General features: G+C 67.5%; 13 protein-coding genes. 8 read left to right on the forward strand and 5 right to left on the reverse strand.

What is annotated here, in order from left to right:
* The first annotated feature begins 29 nt into the window (after nucleotides 1-29).
* Together BLV57_RS02300 and BLV57_RS02305 are read left to right on the forward strand one after the other, a co-directional pair.
* Nucleotides 30-419 (forward strand): hypothetical protein, encoded by a 390-nt coding sequence (locus tag BLV57_RS02300; RefSeq protein WP_091285946.1) that lies wholly within the window; start codon nucleotides 30-32, stop codon nucleotides 417-419.
* Nucleotides 420-472: 53 nt separating this feature from the next.
* Nucleotides 473-823 carry a ClpX C4-type zinc finger protein gene (locus tag BLV57_RS02305; protein WP_091285949.1) on the forward strand — a complete coding sequence of 117 codons (351 nt, stop codon included), beginning with the start codon at nucleotides 473-475 and terminating at the stop codon, nucleotides 821-823.
* A 367-nt stretch (nucleotides 824-1,190) separates the two neighbouring features.
* Here BLV57_RS02305 and BLV57_RS02310 read toward each other — a convergent pair whose 3' ends face one another.
* Together BLV57_RS02310 and BLV57_RS02315 are read right to left on the reverse strand one after the other, a co-directional pair.
* Nucleotides 1,191-1,904 carry a heparin lyase I family protein gene (locus BLV57_RS02310; protein WP_245757108.1) on the reverse strand — a complete coding sequence of 238 codons (714 nt, stop codon included), beginning with the start codon at nucleotides 1,902-1,904 and terminating at the stop codon, nucleotides 1,191-1,193.
* 80 nt (nucleotides 1,905-1,984) lie between these two features.
* Nucleotides 1,985-3,115 (reverse strand): molybdopterin molybdotransferase MoeA, encoded by a 1,131-nt coding sequence (locus tag BLV57_RS02315; RefSeq protein WP_091285951.1) that lies wholly within the window; start codon nucleotides 3,113-3,115, stop codon nucleotides 1,985-1,987.
* 96 nt (nucleotides 3,116-3,211) lie between these two features.
* On the opposite strand from BLV57_RS02315, the gene BLV57_RS02320 reads away from it, so the two are divergent.
* Nucleotides 3,212-4,534 (forward strand): OFA family MFS transporter, encoded by a 1,323-nt coding sequence (locus BLV57_RS02320; protein WP_091285953.1) that lies wholly within the window; start codon nucleotides 3,212-3,214, stop codon nucleotides 4,532-4,534.
* A complete protein-coding gene (gene fdhD / locus BLV57_RS02325) occupies nucleotides 4,522-5,346 on the forward strand; it encodes a formate dehydrogenase accessory sulfurtransferase FdhD (protein ID WP_091285955.1) in 825 nt (274 codons plus the stop codon). The genes BLV57_RS02320 and fdhD overlap by 13 nt, the downstream gene beginning before the upstream one ends.
* 55 nt (nucleotides 5,347-5,401) lie before the next feature.
* Here fdhD and sucD read toward each other — a convergent pair whose 3' ends face one another.
* Complete coding sequence (sucD, locus tag BLV57_RS02330; protein ID WP_091285958.1) at nucleotides 5,402-6,265, reverse strand: succinate--CoA ligase subunit alpha; 864 nt, start codon at nucleotides 6,263-6,265, stop codon at nucleotides 5,402-5,404.
* Nucleotides 6,265-7,410 carry an ADP-forming succinate--CoA ligase subunit beta gene (gene sucC / locus BLV57_RS02335; protein ID WP_091285960.1) on the reverse strand — a complete coding sequence of 382 codons (1,146 nt, stop codon included), beginning with the start codon at nucleotides 7,408-7,410 and terminating at the stop codon, nucleotides 6,265-6,267. Before sucC ends, sucD begins: the two co-directional genes overlap by 1 nt.
* Nucleotides 7,411-7,536: 126 nt before the next feature.
* Between sucC and BLV57_RS02340 the strand changes: the two genes are divergently transcribed.
* The 4 genes from BLV57_RS02340 to BLV57_RS02355 all read left to right on the forward strand — a co-directional run bounded on the left by BLV57_RS02340 (nucleotide 7,537) and on the right by BLV57_RS02355 (nucleotide 14,021).
* Nucleotides 7,537-9,213 carry a thiamine pyrophosphate-binding protein gene (locus BLV57_RS02340; protein WP_091285964.1) on the forward strand — a complete coding sequence of 559 codons (1,677 nt, stop codon included), beginning with the start codon at nucleotides 7,537-7,539 and terminating at the stop codon, nucleotides 9,211-9,213.
* 11 nt (nucleotides 9,214-9,224) lie between these two features.
* On the forward strand, nucleotides 9,225-10,454 hold the full coding sequence (gene frc / locus BLV57_RS02345) for a formyl-CoA transferase (RefSeq protein ID WP_091285967.1): 1,230 nt from the start codon (nucleotides 9,225-9,227) through the stop codon (nucleotides 10,452-10,454).
* A gap of 10 nt (nucleotides 10,455-10,464) precedes the next feature.
* Entirely contained in the window at nucleotides 10,465-12,585 is a 2,121-nt protein-coding gene (locus BLV57_RS02350; protein WP_091285970.1) for an acetate--CoA ligase family protein, read from the forward strand.
* Between the two features lie 62 nt (nucleotides 12,586-12,647).
* Nucleotides 12,648-14,021, forward strand: coding sequence for an OFA family MFS transporter (locus tag BLV57_RS02355; RefSeq protein ID WP_091285973.1), 1,374 nt, complete (start codon nucleotides 12,648-12,650; stop codon nucleotides 14,019-14,021).
* A 208-nt stretch (nucleotides 14,022-14,229) separates the two neighbouring features.
* Here BLV57_RS02355 and BLV57_RS02360 read toward each other — a convergent pair whose 3' ends face one another.
* A complete protein-coding gene (locus tag BLV57_RS02360; RefSeq protein ID WP_091285974.1) occupies nucleotides 14,230-14,958 on the reverse strand; it encodes a GntR family transcriptional regulator in 729 nt (242 codons plus the stop codon).
* Nucleotides 14,959-15,397 lie beyond the last annotated feature (439 nt).

Consider the following 15,397-nt stretch of genomic DNA (forward strand, 5'->3'; position numbering starts at 1 on the left):
GAACAACCCCTTCGAAAAGGAGAAAGACCATGGCGCACAAGACAATCACCCGCATCGGCACCGTCGCGGCCGCGGGCGGCGCGGTCGCGCTGGCACTGCTGGCGGGCGCCGGTTCCGCCTCGGCCAACCAGTTCTACGGCGGCACGCTCACCCCGGGCCAGCAGGTCTGCGTCCAGCAGTACGCCGGCTACCAGGTCCGCGTCGACGGATCGGCGACCGGCCAGGGCGCGAAGTTCAAGCTGCAGCTCAATGGTGCCACGATCGTGGGCTCGCCCGGGCTGGTGACCTCGTTCGCCGCGGAGCTCCGGTCGAGTTACGGCAACTTCCCCGGCCCCGGCTACTACGTGGCCTGCGCGACCAACAACGGCACCGCGAACACCAACGTCCGCCTCCAGCTGCGCACGGACGGCGAGATCTGATCTTCGGCCGGAGCCCGGCGGGGACGTGATCCCCGCTGGGCTAGCCTGGCGTGATGGTGACGACCGGCCGATGCCGATTCTGCGGGCGCGAAGAGAGCGCCGGCCAGCACCGGGCGCCCGGCCCGAAAGGCCCCATCTGCCCGTCCTGTGTCGAGGCGGGTCTCGCACTGGTCCGTGATGGCGAAGCGCGCAGCAGTGCGGGCGGGACCACGCTGCTCCGCCTGACCCCTGACGCCGAAGCCGCTTGCGACCAGTGTGGCCGGTGGGAGCGCTTGACCTTCCTCGGGTTTCGGCGTCCTTTGGTCCGCATGAGCTGCGAGGAACTCGGCTCGGTCATCTGCGCGGCGTGCCTCGACGCGGCGGGTGACCTGATCAACAAGGCTTCCCGAGGCCAGGAGTCGTGAGTGTTCCGGCCGGTTCTATTTGAGGGAAGGCCAAATATGGCGTGTTCCAGGGCTGGCCGGTGTGGATTTCCTTGGCCGAGAGGTTGCGCTGTGACGTAAGGGTGCCCTCGAGTGCGTGATAAGCACTCGGGGCCCCCTCGCTGCGCGATCAAGCTCAGATCAGAGTGGTGTGTCCGCGCGAGTGGTACCTCCGCTGCATCTAGCGGAGCAGAGGTACCACTCGCGCAAGCGTTGTCAGGGTGGAGCGAGGGGATCCCCTCATTTACGACCCCGGTCCGCGCAGGTGAGTGAAGGAGGCCCTCACCCAGCCGCCCGGACACGCCACGTTTGGCTTTCCGTCCAAATAGCCGACCATGCCACTCATGACTCAGGGAGCAACGTCCTCGTAGGTCGTGCCGACCTTGAGCGCGTCGACGTAGTTCGTCACCGAGGTGCCGTTCGCGCCGTAGACACCCCACTTGGGCTCGTTGATGTCGTCGAGCGTGCGGCAGGCGTAGCGCTGGGTACCGTTGGTGAAGGTCTGCTTCTTGCCGTCGAGGTACAGCTCGACCCAGCCGCCGGTGGTGGCGCTCGAGAGGTAGAGCCCAATGGTGTAGTCGTGCCAGGTGTTCGCGGTGATCGGCGCGGACCAGATGATCTTGTCGCTGCCGGTTGGCTGGCTTTGCAGCATCGACATCCTGCCGCCGATCATCTTCAGCACGACCGGGAAGTTCTGCGTGTGGTGGCCGTAGGACTTCCACTGGAAGTTGGCGTTGTTGTTCACCGTGCTGGACAGTTTGCTCTGCCAGCCGAAGTAATAGGTCTCGCCGCCTTTGAAGACGTAGCGCTTGCCGCCGACCGAGATGCCGTGGTTCTCGCAGCGGTTGCTGCCTCCGGGCTTCGCGTACTTCCACACCTTGCCGTGGCCGGGTTCGTCGACGGCGGTGATGCTGCCGGGGGAGTCGCAGTTCAGGTTGCCGAAGATGCCGGTGCCGCCCGCGGCGTCGCCGTTCCAGATGGTCGAGGCGTGCGCGGCGGAGGTCGAAGCGAGCAGGAGAAGCGCGGCCATCGGCAGCGCGAAGAGCCTGGTTTTGGCGTCCATGCCGTCATCCCTTCCAAGGGTGTTGTGACGGCGGACGATCTTTTTATACCGCGTGGGCGTCGAGTGTGCGAATCGTTGACTCAGAGTGGCAGTAGTTCCGCCTGGCCACCCGCCCAGTGGGACGGGATGACGGCGAGCGCGTCGGCGAGCGCGACGCCTCGGAGACTGCCGGGCCGATCGTGGCCGACGGGGATGGCTTCGCCGCTGGCCCTGGTGACCGGGACGAGCCGGGTGTCGCGCGGATGCGTCGTGACGGCGTTGACCCGCGCTGTCGTCGGTTCGGGGACCTCGTGTCCGCCGAGACCGGCGAGCAGGGGCCGCACCAGCGTGAGCGTGGCGGCCAGCGCCGCGAACGGGTTGCCGGGAAGTCCGGCCACGCGACGACCTTCGGGCAGCACGGCCAGCAGTTGCGGGTGACCGGGGCGGCAGGCGACACCTTCGATGAGAACGTCCGCGCGCAGATCGCGGAGCGCGCCGCGGAGATGGTCGGCCGGGCCGACTGAGGTCGCGCCGCAGACGATGATGAGATCAGTGCTCTCGCCGAGTGCCTCGGTGAGAGTGGCTCGATCGTCGCGAACGTACGCGGTCTTCAGGAGATCGGCGTGCTTCGTGATGAGGCCTGGCAGGACGGGACCGATCGCGTCGCGCACCCGGCCTGGTCGAGGTGGTCCTTCGAGCAGTAGTTCGTCGCCGGTGAGGAGCAGCGTGACCGTGGGACGGCGATGCACGAAAAGCGTGTCGTAGCCGACGCTCGCGGCCAGCCCGAGCATCGCGGGCGTGATCGTCTTGTGCGTGCTCACGAGTTCAAGGCCCGCGTGACAGTCTTCGCCGGCACGCCGGATGTGCCGTCCGAGGGTGACCGGCCCGGTGACGTGGTGTTGGGTCTGTACGCAGTCTTCGATGGGGATGACCGCGTCGGCGCCGTGGGGGACAGGCGCTCCCGTGGCGATCTCGACGCACTGACCCGAGCGCAGGGTTTCGGCCCGTGGTTCGTCGCCCGCTCTGACGCGTCCGGCCCGCCTCCACGGACCGGGCCCGGCGACGGCGAAACCGTCCATCGCGGAGTTGTCGAACGCGGGCATGTCGGTCAACGCGCGCAGCGGGCTTGCCAAAGCCATGCCCAGCGCCTGCTTCAGCGGCAACTCGACGGCTTCGAGTGGCTTGGCGAGCGACCTCGCCGTCTCTCGTGCCTTGTGCCACGAAGTCAGCATGGTCCGCTCCTCACTGGTGGAGCCGTGGACAGTGAGCCCGCCCGGGTGCCATACTCAAGGCTACTGCATACAGTATTCGATAGCCAGGTGGCGAACATGGCTCAAGAACTTGTGGACATCTACGGCCGCCGATACCGGGTCGGCGAGAGTGATCGAGACCTGCTCGGCCGTTCGCGCGGCTGGATGATGGGTCTGAGCTGGGCGGCCATGCTCGCGGCCGGTCTGCAGCAATACGGCTTCGCGGCGATCGCGCCGATCCTCACGCGAGCGCACGGCTGGACCTTCGAGCAGGTCGTGCTCTCGCTCGGGTTGTGGACGGTGTGCCAAGCGGGCGTGGCCTTCCCGGCCGCGCGCCTGCGAGACCGAGGCGTCCTGCCGCCGGCGCAGGCGACCCTGCTCGGCGCGATGCTCTGCGCGGCGGGCCTGTTCACGCTGGGCAACGCGAGCAGCCTGGCGATGGTGTTCCTCGGGTACTCGGTGCTCGGCGGCATCGGCACCGGACTCGTCTACGCGACCTGCGTCGGCACGGTGATGAGGTGGTTCCCCGACCGCACGGCCGCGCGTGTCGGCGCCGTGAGTGGTGCTTTCGCGTACGGTTGTGTGCCTTTCGTGCTCGCGGCCGGCTTCTGGCTGACCGTCGAGCGCCGCGCTCTCGTCTTGGACATGCTCGCCGTGGTGGTCCTGGTCGTGATCGCGGCTTGTGGTGTCCTGTTGCGCGATCCGCCTCCGCATTGGTGGCCCGCTTCGCCGGACCCGCGTGCGTGGGCGCTGGACAAGGCCCGCAACCGCAGCGTCGTCGCGAACCGTCCCGCTGTTCGCCATTTCCGGCCGGGCGAGGTCCTGCGCTCGCGGACGGCGCTGGCGTTGTACGCGATCGTCATGCTCGCCGCGGCCGTGCTGTTGTTCGACCTCGCGTACCTGTCGACCTACGTCGCGTCGCGCGGCGGCGGCGCGGTGCTCGCGGCGGTCGCGTTGAGCGTGCTCGCCGGGGTCACGGGCGTTGGCCGGGTGCTGCTCGGCTGGCTCTCGGATCACTGGGGACGTAAGCGCATTCTCCGACTCGCGCTCGTCGCCGGGGGAGTGGCGCAGTTCGTGCTCCTGTACTCGGGCGAGCACCGGCACGCGCTCGGGCTCGTCGTGGGCGCCGCGCTCGCCGGTCTCGGCAACGGCTGCTGTTACTCCCTGCTCGTTGGCCTGGTGCGTGAGTACTTCGGGGAGGATTCGGCGTTGCAGAACTTCGGTGTCCTCTACAGCGCCAAGGCGGCGGGCGCGGTGCTAGGCATCGGCCTAGCGGTTTCTTCGTACGGTTTCGTCGCTGCGGGCTTGTTAAGCCTTGCCGGTGCGCTACTCGCGGGGCGCCTTTCGCAACCGGGCAGGCCACAATTGCTGCCGGTGAAGGTGAGCCGATGGGCCGCCTGACCACCAGGCGTCGCGTGGTCCGGCTGGTCGAAGGCGTCGAAACGGTCCGGCCGGACACTCTGACCGTCGAGGAACCACTCGAGATCCGCGTCGGCGGCAAGGCCCTTTCGATCACCATGCGCACCCCGGGCAACGATTTCGACCTCGCCGCGGGCTTCTTGGTCAGCGAGGGCATCGTCCGGTCAGGGACCGACATCCTCGCGATCCGCTACTGCGCGGGCGCCACCGCGGACGGCTCGAACACCTTCAACGTGCTCGACGTGCTGCTCGGCGTCGACGTCCCGCCTCCTGCTGCGGAGCGGAACTTCTACATGACCTCATCATGCGGCCTCTGTGGAAAGGCGAGCTTGGACGCGGTCCGCACCCTTGCTTCCTGGCCGGTCGCCGACGACCCGCTGCACGTCGACCCGGCTCTGCTCGCGACCTTCCCTGACAAGCTCCGTGCGGTCCAAAAGGTCTTCGACCGCACCGGGGGCCTCCACGCGGCAGGCCTCTTCGACGCCTTGGGCGAACTGCTGTGCCTGCGTGAGGACGTCGGCCGCCACAACGCGGTCGACAAGGTCATCGGCTGGGCCACTCGCTCGGACGGTCTGCCGCTGTCGGGCACCGTGCTGATGGTCAGTGGCCGTGCCTCGTTCGAGCTGGTCCAGAAGGCCGTGATGGCCGGGATCCCTTTCCTGGCCGCGGTTTCGGCCCCCTCGTCACTCGCCGTCGACCTGGCCGCGGAGTCAGGATTGACGTTGGTGGGCTTCCTGCGCGGCCTTTCGATGAACGTCTACACGCGCTCGGACCGGCTGGGGGAGTCGGGATGAAGCGGGCTTTATCCCGGGGAAAGCGTCCGGGATAAAGCCCGCTTTATCCCGACTTTCAGGCCAGGGCTTCTCGGGCCAGTGCGGCGGTTTCGCTGGGGGTGTCGCCGACCGCGATGCCGGCGGCTTGGAGGGCCTTTTGCTTGGCCTGGGCGGTGCCGGCCGAGCCGGAGACGATGGCGCCCGCGTGGCCCATGGTCTTGCCTTCGGGGGCGGTGAAACCCGCGACGTAGGCGACGACCGGCTTGGTGACGTGCTGCTGGATGTAGCCGGCGGCGCGCTCCTCGGCGTCGCCGCCGATCTCGCCGATGAGGACGATGAGGTCCGTCTCGGGATCGGCCTCGAAGGCGGCCACCGCGTCGATGTGGGTGGTGCCGATGATCGGGTCGCCGCCGATGCCGACGCAGGTCGAGAAGCCGAAATCGCGAAGCTCGTGCATGAGCTGGTAGGTCAGCGTGCCCGATTTGGACACCAGGCCGATGCGACCGGTCTTGGTGATGCCGTCGGGGATGATGCCCGCGTTGGACTTGCCGGGACTGATCACGCCCGGGCAGTTCGGGCCGATGACGCGCGTGCCGCTCGCGCGGGCGTGTGCCCAGAAGTACGCCGCGTCGTGGACGGGGACGCCTTCGGTGATCACCACCGCGAGGCCGATGCCCGCGTCGACGTGCTCCAGGACCGCGTCTTTGACGAACGGGGGCGGGACGAACAGGACCGAGACGTCGGCGCCGGTGGCCGCCATGGCGTCCGCGACGGTGCCGAACACCGGGAGGCCGTCGACGGTCGAGCCCGCCTTGCGTGGGTTGACACCGCCGACGATCCGGGTGCCCGCCGCGAGCATGCGGCGGGTGTGCTTGAGGCCCTCGGAACCGGTCATCCCGGCCACGATCACCTTGCTGTGCTCGTCCAGGAAGATCGCCATCACGCCTCCACTGCGAGTTCGGCCGCCGCGCGGGCGGCGGCGTCCATGGTGTCCACCAAGGTCACCAGCGGGTGGGCGGCTTCGGTGAGCAGCCGCCGTCCTTCGTCGACGTTGTTGCCGTCGAGGCGGACCACGATCGGCTTGGTCGCGCGGTCGCCCAGGTTCTCGAGCGAGCCGACGATGCCGCGGGCGACGGCGTCGCAGGCGGTGATGCCGCCGAAGACGTTGACGAACACGCTGCGCACGCCCGGATCGCCGAGGATGACACCGAGCCCGGCCGTCATCACCCCGGCCGACGCGCCGCCGCCGATGTCGAGGAAGTTGGCAGGCCCGGCCGCGCCGGTCGCCGCCGCGGCGGCCGCGACGACGTCCAAAGTGGACATCACCAGGCCCGCGCCGTTGCCGATCACGCCGATGTCGCCGTCGAGCTTGACGTAGTTGAGGCCTTCCGCCTTGGCGAGGCGTTCCAGCGGATCGCCGTCCTGTGCGGGAGAAAACGCGGTGTGCCGGAAGGACGCGTTCTCGTCGACGGTGATCTTGCCGTCGAGCGCGAGGATCTCGCCCGCCGCGGTGCGGGCGAGCGGATTCACCTCGACCAGTGTCGCGTCCTCGGCGACGAACACCGTCCACAGCCGTTCGATGACCGGAGCCGCCTTGGCCGGAAGACCTCCCGCCTCGGCGATCTTCACCGCGACCGCGCGATCGACGCCGGTGCGCGGGTCGATCGGCAGGCGTGCCAACGCTTCCGGTGCTTCCGAAGCGACTTGCTCGATGTCCATTCCGCCCCGCGATGAGGCCATCGCGAGGAATGTCCGTTCCGTACGGTCGAGCAGGAACGCGACGTAGTACTCGTCGGCGATCCGGCTGGCCTCGGTGACCAGAACCCGGTGCGCGGTATGGCCTTTGATGTCCATGCCGAGGATGTCGTCGGCCGCTTGCTCCGCGTCGTCGGGGGTGCGGGCGAGTTTGACGCCGCCGGCCTTGCCGCGGCCGCCGACCTTTACTTGCGCTTTGACGACCACAGGCACGCCGAGCGCGGCCGCGATCGCGCGGGCCTCCTCGGGAGTGTCGGCGACTTTTCCTTGTGGCACGGGCACTCCGTGCCGTTCGAACAGGTCACGGGCTTCGTATTCGAAAAGATCCATGAGGTCCTCGTCTCGATGAGAAACCTGCGAAAGCCCCTGGACAGCGGGCCGCTCGGAGAGTAACTATATGCCTACCGCATACGGTATGCAATCTACAGTCCGGCGCTTGTGCAGAGGAGCAGAGCTATGGCGGAGCAGGAACTGATCTCCGGTGGGCATCTCGTGGCCAAGGCACTCAAGGCCGAGGGCGTCGAAACCATCTTCACCTTGTGCGGCGGGCACATCATCGACATCTACGACGGCTGCGTCGACGAAGACATCCAGGTCGTCGACGTCCGGCACGAGCAGGTCGCCGCGCACGCGGCCGACGGCTACGCCCGCGTCACCGGCAAGCCGGGATGCGCGGTCGTGACCGCGGGGCCCGGCACGACCGACGCCGTCACCGGGGTGGCGAACGCGTTGCGCGCGGAAAGCCCGATGCTGCTGATCGGCGGCCAGGGCGCGTCCACCCAGCACAAAATGGGCTCACTGCAGGACTTGCCGCATGTGGACATGATGACGCCGATCACCAAGTTCGCCGCGACCGTGCCGTCCACCGCGCGCGTGGCCGATCTGGTGTCGATGGCGTTCCGCGAGAGCTTCCACGGCGCGCCGGGTCCGTCCTTCCTGGAGATCCCGCGCGACGTGCTCGACGCGAAGGTCCCGGTCGAGGCCGCCCGGATCCCCAAGGCGGGCGCGTACCGGGCGTCCACTCGCAACGCCGGCGATCCGGCGGACGTCGAGAAGCTGGCAGATCTCCTGGTGCATGCCAAGAAACCCACGATCCTGCTGGGCAGTCAGGTGTGGACGACCCGCGCGACCGACGCGGCGCTCGACCTGGTGCGCACGCTCAACATCCCCGCGTACATGAACGGCGCCGGCCGCGGCACGCTCCCGCCCGGCGACCCGCACCATTTCCAGCTCTCGCGCCGGTACGCCTTCGACAACGCCGATGTGATCGTCATCGTCGGCACCCCGTTCGATTTCCGGATGGGGTACGGCAAACGGCTTTCACCCGACGCCACGGTGGTGCAGATCGACCTCGACTACCGCACGGTCGGCAAGAACCGCGACATCGACCTCGGCATCGTCGGCGACGCGGGCCAGGTGCTCGCGGCGGTCGCCGAGGCGGCGAGCGGACGGGTCGACAACGGCGCGGTGGCGCGCAAGGTCTGGCTCGAGGAGCTGCACACCGTCGAGGACAAGGCGAAGCAGAAGCGGCTGCCGCTGCAGCATTCGGACGCCGATCCGATCCATCCGTACCGTTTGGTGCACGAGATCAACGAGTTCCTCACCGAGGACTCGATCTACATCGGCGACGGCGGCGACATCGTCACCTTCTCGGGCCAGGTCGTCCAGCCGAAGTCGCCGGGCCACTGGATGGATCCCGGCCCGCTGGGCACGCTCGGCGTCGGCGTCCCGTTCGTGATGGCCGCGAAACTCGCCAGGCCGGACAAGGAAGTGGTCGCGCTGTTCGGCGACGGCGCGTTCAGCCTCACCGGCTGGGACTTCGAGACCCTCGTGCGGTTCGACCTGCCGTTCGTGGGCATCGTCGGCAACAACTCCTCGATGAACCAGATCCGGTACGGCCAGGCCCAGAAATACGGCCTGCCCCGTGAACGCGTCGGCAACACGCTCGGCGACGTCCGCTACGACGAGTTCGCGCGGATGCTCGGCGGGCACGGTGAAGAAGTGCGCGACCCCAGTCAGATCGGGCCCGCGCTGCTGCGCGCCCGCGAGTCCGGCAAGCCGTCGCTGATCAATGTGTGGGTGGACCCGGACGTCTACGCCCCGGGAACGATGAACCAGACGATGTACAAATAGGAGGCCTGAACATGGGTAAGGCACTGGAAGGCGTTCGCGTCCTCGACATGACCCACGTCCAATCAGGACCCTCGTCCACGCAGATCCTCGCCTGGCTCGGCGCGGACGTGATCAAGCTCGAAACCCCCGGCCGGGGTGACATCACCCGAGGCCAGCTGCGTGATCTGCCCGGGGTGGACAGCCTGTACTTCACGATGTTGAACGCCAACAAGCGCAGCATCACGCTGAACATGAAAAGCGCTGAAGGCAAGCAGGTCTTCACCCAGCTCGTGTCCACCGTGGATGTCCTGGTCGAGAACTTCGGGCCGGGTGTCGTCGACCGGTTCGGGTTTTCGTGGGAGAAGCTGAGCGAGCTCAACCCCGGCCTGGTCTACGCCTCCATCAAGGGGTTCGGCCCTGGGCGTTACGCCGACTTCAAGGCTTACGAAGTGATCGCGCAGGCCATGGGCGGCGCGATGAGCACGACCGGGTTCGAGGAGGGACCGCCGACCGCCACCGGCGCGCAGATCGGTGACTCCGGCACCGGGATCCACCTGGTCGCGGGCATTCTCGCCGCGCTGTACCAGCGCACGCACACCGGACGTGGCCAGCGGGTGCAGGTCGCGATGCAGGACGCGGTGCTCAACCTGTGCCGGGTCAAGCTGCGTGATCAGCAGCGGCTCACACACGGTCCGCTGGGCGAGTACCCGAACGACATCTTCGGTGCCGAGGTGCCACGCTCGGGCAACGCCTCCGGTGGCGGCCAGCCCGGCTGGGCGGTGCGGTGCGCGCCGGGCGGGCCGAACGACTACATCTACGTGATCATCCAGCCGGTCGGCTGGCAGCCGATCACCGAACTGATCGGCAGGCCCGAGCTCGCCGATGACCCGGAGTGGGCCACCCCGGAAGCCCGGCTTTCCAAGCTGGACAAGGCGTTCGGGCTCATCGAATCGTGGACCGAGAAGCACACCAAGTGGGAGGTCATGGAGCGGCTGAACGCGCACGGTGTGCCGTGCGGGCCGATCCTGTCGACCAAGGAGCTGATCGAGGACGAGACGCTGGCCGAGCTCGGGTCGGTCGTCGAGGTCGAGCATCCCGAGCGGGGGAGCTTCAAGACCGTCGGCTGCCCGATCAAGCTCTCCGATTCCCCCGTCGACGTCGAACGCTCGCCGCTGCTCGGCGAGCACAACGACGAGGTCTTCAAGGAACTCGGCTACAGCGCCGAGCAGGTCGAAGGCCTCCGAACCGCAGGCGTGATCTAGAGGAGAAAGCATGCCCGACAAGGAGATCGTCGAAAAGATCCTCGAGAAGGCCGCGGCCGAGGGCCGGAGTTCGCTCACGGCTCCGGAAGGCAGGCAGGTCTGCGAGGCGTACGGGATCGCGACGCCCCAAGAGCGGCTGGCGACTACGGCGGACGAGGCCGTCGCGCAGGCGTTGGAGATCGGTCTGCCGGTGGTGTTGAAGATCGTGTCGCCGGACATTCTGCACAAGACCGAAGCGGGCGGGGTGCTGATCGGGCTTGAGACTCCCGCAAAAGTGTCGGAGGGTTTCCGTACCATCATCGACAACGCCAAGGCATACGACGGTGATGCGGACATCGTCGGTGTGCAGGTTCAGCGGATGCTGAGCGAAGGGCACGAGGTCATCATCGGTGCGACCACGGACCCGACGTTCGGCAAGATCGTCGCGTTCGGGCTCGGCGGGGTGCTCGTCGAGGTGCTGAAGGACGTAACCTTCCGGCTCGCGCCGACGACCACAACCGAAGCGCTTTCGATGATCGACGGCATCGCGGCCGCCGAGGTGCTGAAGGGCGTCCGCGGTGCGGCGCCGGCGAATCGTGAGGCGCTGGCCGAGGTCATCCACCGTATCGGCGAGCTGGTCACCGATTTCCCTCAGCTGGCCGAGGTCGACCTGAATCCGGTGCTCGCGACCCCGTCGGGCGCGACCGCCGTCGATGTCCGGATCCTCATCGACCCGGACGCGGCACATGAGCCGGTCCGGTTCGGCCAGGAGGAGATCCTGGCGTCGATGACCCGGATCATGAAACCGGCCGCGGTCGCCGTGATCGGCGCGTCCGCCGAGGCGGGCAAGATTGGCAACTCGGTGATGAAGAACCTGGTCAACGGTGGCTACGCGGGCGAGATCCACCCGATCAACCCGAAGGCGCCGGAGATTCTCGGCCGCAAGGCGTACGCGAGCATCGCGGACGTCCCCGGTGACGTGGACGTGGCAATCTTCGCGATTCCGGCCAAGTTCGTCGCCGCGGCTTTGGAGGAGGTGGGCAAGAAAGGGTGCGCCGGCGCGATCCTGATCCCGTCCGGGTTCGGCGAGACCGGGAACATCGAGTTGCAGGACGAGGTCGTCGCCATCGCGCGCAAGCACGGCGTGCGGATTCTCGGGCCCAATATCTACGGCTACTACTACACGCCCGAGAACCTTTCGGCGACGTTCTGCACGCCTTATGACGTCAAAGGCGGTGTCGCGCTGTCGTCGCAGAGCGGTGGTATCGGCATGGCGATACTCGGGTTCAGCCGGTCGGCGAAGATGGGCGTGTCGTCGATCGTCGGTGTGGGCAACAAGGCGGACATCGACGAGGACGATCTGCTCACCTTCTTCGAGCAGGACGACAACACCCAGCTCATCGCCATGCACCTGGAAGACCTCAAGGACGGCCGGTCCTTCGCGGAAACGGCCAAGCGGGTCTCGGCGAAGAAACCGGTTGTCGTGCTCAAAGCGGGGCGAACTTCCCAAGGCGCGAAAGCGGCTAGTTCGCACACGGGTGCTTTGGCGGGCAATGACAAGGTCTACGACGACATTCTGCGCCAAAGCGGCGTGATCAGGGCGCCGGGTCTCAACGACATGCTCGAGTATGCCCGCGCTTTGCCCTTGCTCCCGACGCCGCGAGGTGAGAACGTCGTGATCATCACTGGCGCCGGTGGTTCCGGCGTGTTGCTCTCCGACGCCTGTGTGGACAACGGCCTGAGTCTGATGGAGATCCCGTCCGATTTGGACGCCGCGTTCCGCGAGTTCATCCCACCTTTCGGCGCCGCGGGCAATCCGGTCGACATCACCGGCGGGGAACCGCCGTCGACCTACCGCAATACCGTCGCGCTCGGACTCGAGGACGAACGGATCCACGCCTTGATCCTCGGCTATTGGCACACGATCGTCACGCCCCCTATGGTCTTCGCGGAACTCGTCGCCGAGGTCGTCGAGGAGTACCGCGCCCAGGGCATCCACAAGCCGGTGGTCGCTTCGCTTTCCGGGGACGTCGAGGTCGAGGAAGCCAGCGAATACCTCTACCAGCGGGGCATCCCCGCGTATCCGTACACGACCGAGAAGCCGGTCGCCGTGCTCGGCGCGAAATACCGCTGGGCCCGTTCCGCGAAGTGAAAGGAGCCGGCACCACCCGCACGCGAGAGGGACATAGTCAACGGTGACGAAAGAGAACTCTTATGACCACTGCCGCACCGAGCTTCCAGGAGATCACTGACGAAAACGGACGGATATACCGGATAGGGGAGAGTCCGCACGACCTCATGGGACGGTCGCGGGCGTGGATGGTCTGGTTGCCCTGGATCGCCATGATGGCGGTCAGTGTCTTCGAATACGGCTGGGGGGCCGTCGTGGGCACACTCGAGGAGAAGTACGGCTGGACACTCTCGGACGTGTTCTGGCTGGCCAGTGTCTGGGCCGTGTTCCAGGCGGGCGTGGCGTTCCCGGCGGGACGCCTCAGGGAAAAGAACATCGTCTCGGCCAAGGCCGCGATGCTGACGGCCGCGGTCTGCAGCGGCATCGGCTACTTCACGATCGCGCACAGCGGGAATCTGCTGGTCGCGTTCCTGGGCTATTCGGTCGTCGGCGGCACCGGCGCCGGTCTGGTGTACGCGACCTGCATCAACATGGTCGGCAAGTGGTATCCCGAGAAACGTGGCGCCCGTACCGGGTTCGTCAACGGCGGGTTCGCCTATGGCGCCGTGCCTTTCATCTATGTGTTCAGCGCGCTGCTGACACCGGGCAACTACGCGGTCGTGCTCGACCTGATCGGCGTGTACATGCTGGTCGTCGTCGCGTTCTGCGGATTCCTGTTCAAGGACCCGCCGAAGAGCTGGTGGCCCAAGGAAATCGACCCGATCAGCTGGGTCAAGCAGAACACGGCGGTGAAGAGCCTGGCCAAGAATCCGCCCGCGGTCAGGCAGTACTCACCGATGGAGGCGATCCGCACCGGCATGCTGCCGCTGATGTGGCTGAGCCTGGTGATCATCGGCGGGGTCTCGCTCTTCGGCATCAACTTCCAGGTCCCCTTCGCCAAGGAGAGCAACTTCGGCCCGTTCGTCGCCGCTTCGTCGGCGGGCGTGCTGTCGATCGTCAACGGGACCGGCCGCGCGGTGGTCGGCTGGGTCTCCGACCGGATCGGCCGCAGGCAGACGCTCACGGTCGTGCTGGTGATCGCCGCGTTCGCCCAGTTCGGGGTGCTGTACGCGGGCAACACGCACAACCTGCCGCTGTTCATGGTGTTCGCGTTCCTGACCGGGTTCGGCGGTGGCGCGTTCTATCCGCTGTTCGCGTCGCTCGTGCCCGATTACTTCGGCGAGAACAACAACGCGTCCAACTACGGCCTGGTCTACAGCGCGAAACTCGTCGGCGGGGTCGGCGGCGGCGGGCTCGCGGCAGGTGTGATCAGCGCGTGGGGTTACACCGGCGCGTACATCCTGGCCGGCTCGATCGCGCTGGTGTCCGCGGTGCTGACGTTGTTCCTGCGCCAGCCCGGCAGGCCGAGGCCGAAGCGCGAGCCCGTGCCCCGGTTCCGGCCGGCGCCCACCGGCTAGCTCCTCGGGGATGCCGCCCGCTGAATGGGCACGCCCTATTCGCACTCGCCAGGCTGCGCTCTGGGTGACAAGGGCGGCCCTTGTCACCCAGAGCGTCGCAAGGGGGTCCTTGTCACGTGCCGCGCGGGTGCGTCGAGCGAGTGGTCGGAGCCGGCCGAAACACTCACGACGCCACGTTTGGTTTCCGACCACTAGATCTCGAGCGGTGCTAGTCGTTCTCGGGCCGGTTCAGGTAGACCTGCCGGGTCTGCTCGGTGTGCGCGGACATGATCTCCTCGGCACGCTTCGCGTCCTTGGCCGTGATGGCCTCGATCAGCATCGCGTGCTGCGCCCACGCTTCGCCGCCGCGCGGGCGCGCGATCGCCGTGTAGTACCAGCGGACCCGGCGGTCGACCTGGCCGATCAGCTCCGCGAGCACCTTGTTGCCGGACAGTTCGGTGATGAAGGCGTGAAACGACGCGTTGGCCGCGACCAGGCGTTCGACATCCTGGTCGCCCAACGCGTCGACACCTGCCTGATGCAGTTCCCACAGCCGTTCGATGTCCTCGGCCGTGGCGTGCTCCGCGGCCAGCCGCGCGGAGTGCGCCTCGAGGACACCTCGGACGCTGAACAGCTGGTCCGCCTCTTCGTCGGTGGGCAGGTGCACGAAGGCGCCCTGCGCGGGCCGGAGGTCGACCCAGCCCTCGGTCTGCAGGCGCTGCAACGCTTCCCGCACCGGCTGCCTGCTCACCCCGAGGTATTCGGCGAGGTCCGCCTCGACGAGATGCTGACCCGGCTGCAGCGTCCGGTTGATGATCAGCTCGGCGAGCGCCTCGTACACGGCCTGCCGCAACGGCGCAGGCCGCTCGACGCGCCGGGCCGCCGCTCCGCTCAACGACCCCTTGGTCTTCCGGCCGGTCGGTCCGCGCTCGGGCAAGGGGGAGGTGGCTTCGGTCATGTGATCAGCATACAGGTTTTGGTATGCAAAATCCCAAACCTCGATCAAGCGGGTCCGAGCGTGATAGCCACGACCGGCGCTTCAGGCGCGCTTGCCGACCATTGAGGTCCGCGTTCCGACCGCCCGGGTCCGCGCGCCGACCGTTGAGGGTCCGCGTTCTGGCCGCCAAGGTCCGCGCGCCGACCGGTTCAGGCATGCGCTCTGTGCGCTCAGGGACGCGTCCGCACTGCTCAGGTACGCGTTGCGGGCTTTTCGGGTACCCGTCCGGACTGTTCGGTAGGCGCTCGGACTATTCGGGTAAGCGTCCGCGCTGCTCAGGTACGCGCTCGGACTGGTTGGGTACGCGTCCGGTCTGCTCGGGTACGCGTCCGGTCTGCTCGGGTGCGCGCTCGGACTGTTCGGATATGCGTCCGGACTGCGTGGGTGCGCGTTCCAACCG

The sequence above is a fragment of the Amycolatopsis xylanica genome, from assembly GCF_900107045.1.
Taxonomy (GTDB): domain Bacteria; phylum Actinomycetota; class Actinomycetes; order Mycobacteriales; family Pseudonocardiaceae; genus Amycolatopsis; species Amycolatopsis xylanica.

What these genes read in the sequence shown, in the direction of transcription:
- BLV57_RS02300 (WP_091285946.1), top strand. Translation starts at nt 30, where the DNA reads ATGGCGCACAAGACAATCACCCGCATCGGCACCGTCGCGGCCGCGGGC.
- BLV57_RS02305 (WP_091285949.1), top strand. Translation starts at nt 473, where the DNA reads ATGGTGACGACCGGCCGATGCCGATTCTGCGGGCGCGAAGAGAGCGCC.
- BLV57_RS02310 (WP_245757108.1), bottom strand. Translation starts at nt 1,904, where the DNA reads ATGGACGCCAAAACCAGGCTCTTCGCGCTGCCGATGGCCGCGCTTCTC.
- BLV57_RS02315 (WP_091285951.1), bottom strand. Translation starts at nt 3,115, where the DNA reads ATGCTGACTTCGTGGCACAAGGCACGAGAGACGGCGAGGTCGCTCGCC.
- BLV57_RS02320 (WP_091285953.1), top strand. Translation starts at nt 3,212, where the DNA reads ATGGCTCAAGAACTTGTGGACATCTACGGCCGCCGATACCGGGTCGGC.
- fdhD (WP_091285955.1), top strand. Translation starts at nt 4,522, where the DNA reads ATGGGCCGCCTGACCACCAGGCGTCGCGTGGTCCGGCTGGTCGAAGGC.
- sucD (WP_091285958.1), bottom strand. Translation starts at nt 6,265, where the DNA reads ATGGCGATCTTCCTGGACGAGCACAGCAAGGTGATCGTGGCCGGGATG.
- sucC (WP_091285960.1), bottom strand. Translation starts at nt 7,410, where the DNA reads ATGGATCTTTTCGAATACGAAGCCCGTGACCTGTTCGAACGGCACGGA.
- BLV57_RS02340 (WP_091285964.1), top strand. Translation starts at nt 7,537, where the DNA reads ATGGCGGAGCAGGAACTGATCTCCGGTGGGCATCTCGTGGCCAAGGCA.
- frc (WP_091285967.1), top strand. Translation starts at nt 9,225, where the DNA reads ATGGGTAAGGCACTGGAAGGCGTTCGCGTCCTCGACATGACCCACGTC.
- BLV57_RS02350 (WP_091285970.1), top strand. Translation starts at nt 10,465, where the DNA reads ATGCCCGACAAGGAGATCGTCGAAAAGATCCTCGAGAAGGCCGCGGCC.
- BLV57_RS02355 (WP_091285973.1), top strand. Translation starts at nt 12,648, where the DNA reads ATGACCACTGCCGCACCGAGCTTCCAGGAGATCACTGACGAAAACGGA.
- BLV57_RS02360 (WP_091285974.1), bottom strand. Translation starts at nt 14,958, where the DNA reads ATGACCGAAGCCACCTCCCCCTTGCCCGAGCGCGGACCGACCGGCCGG.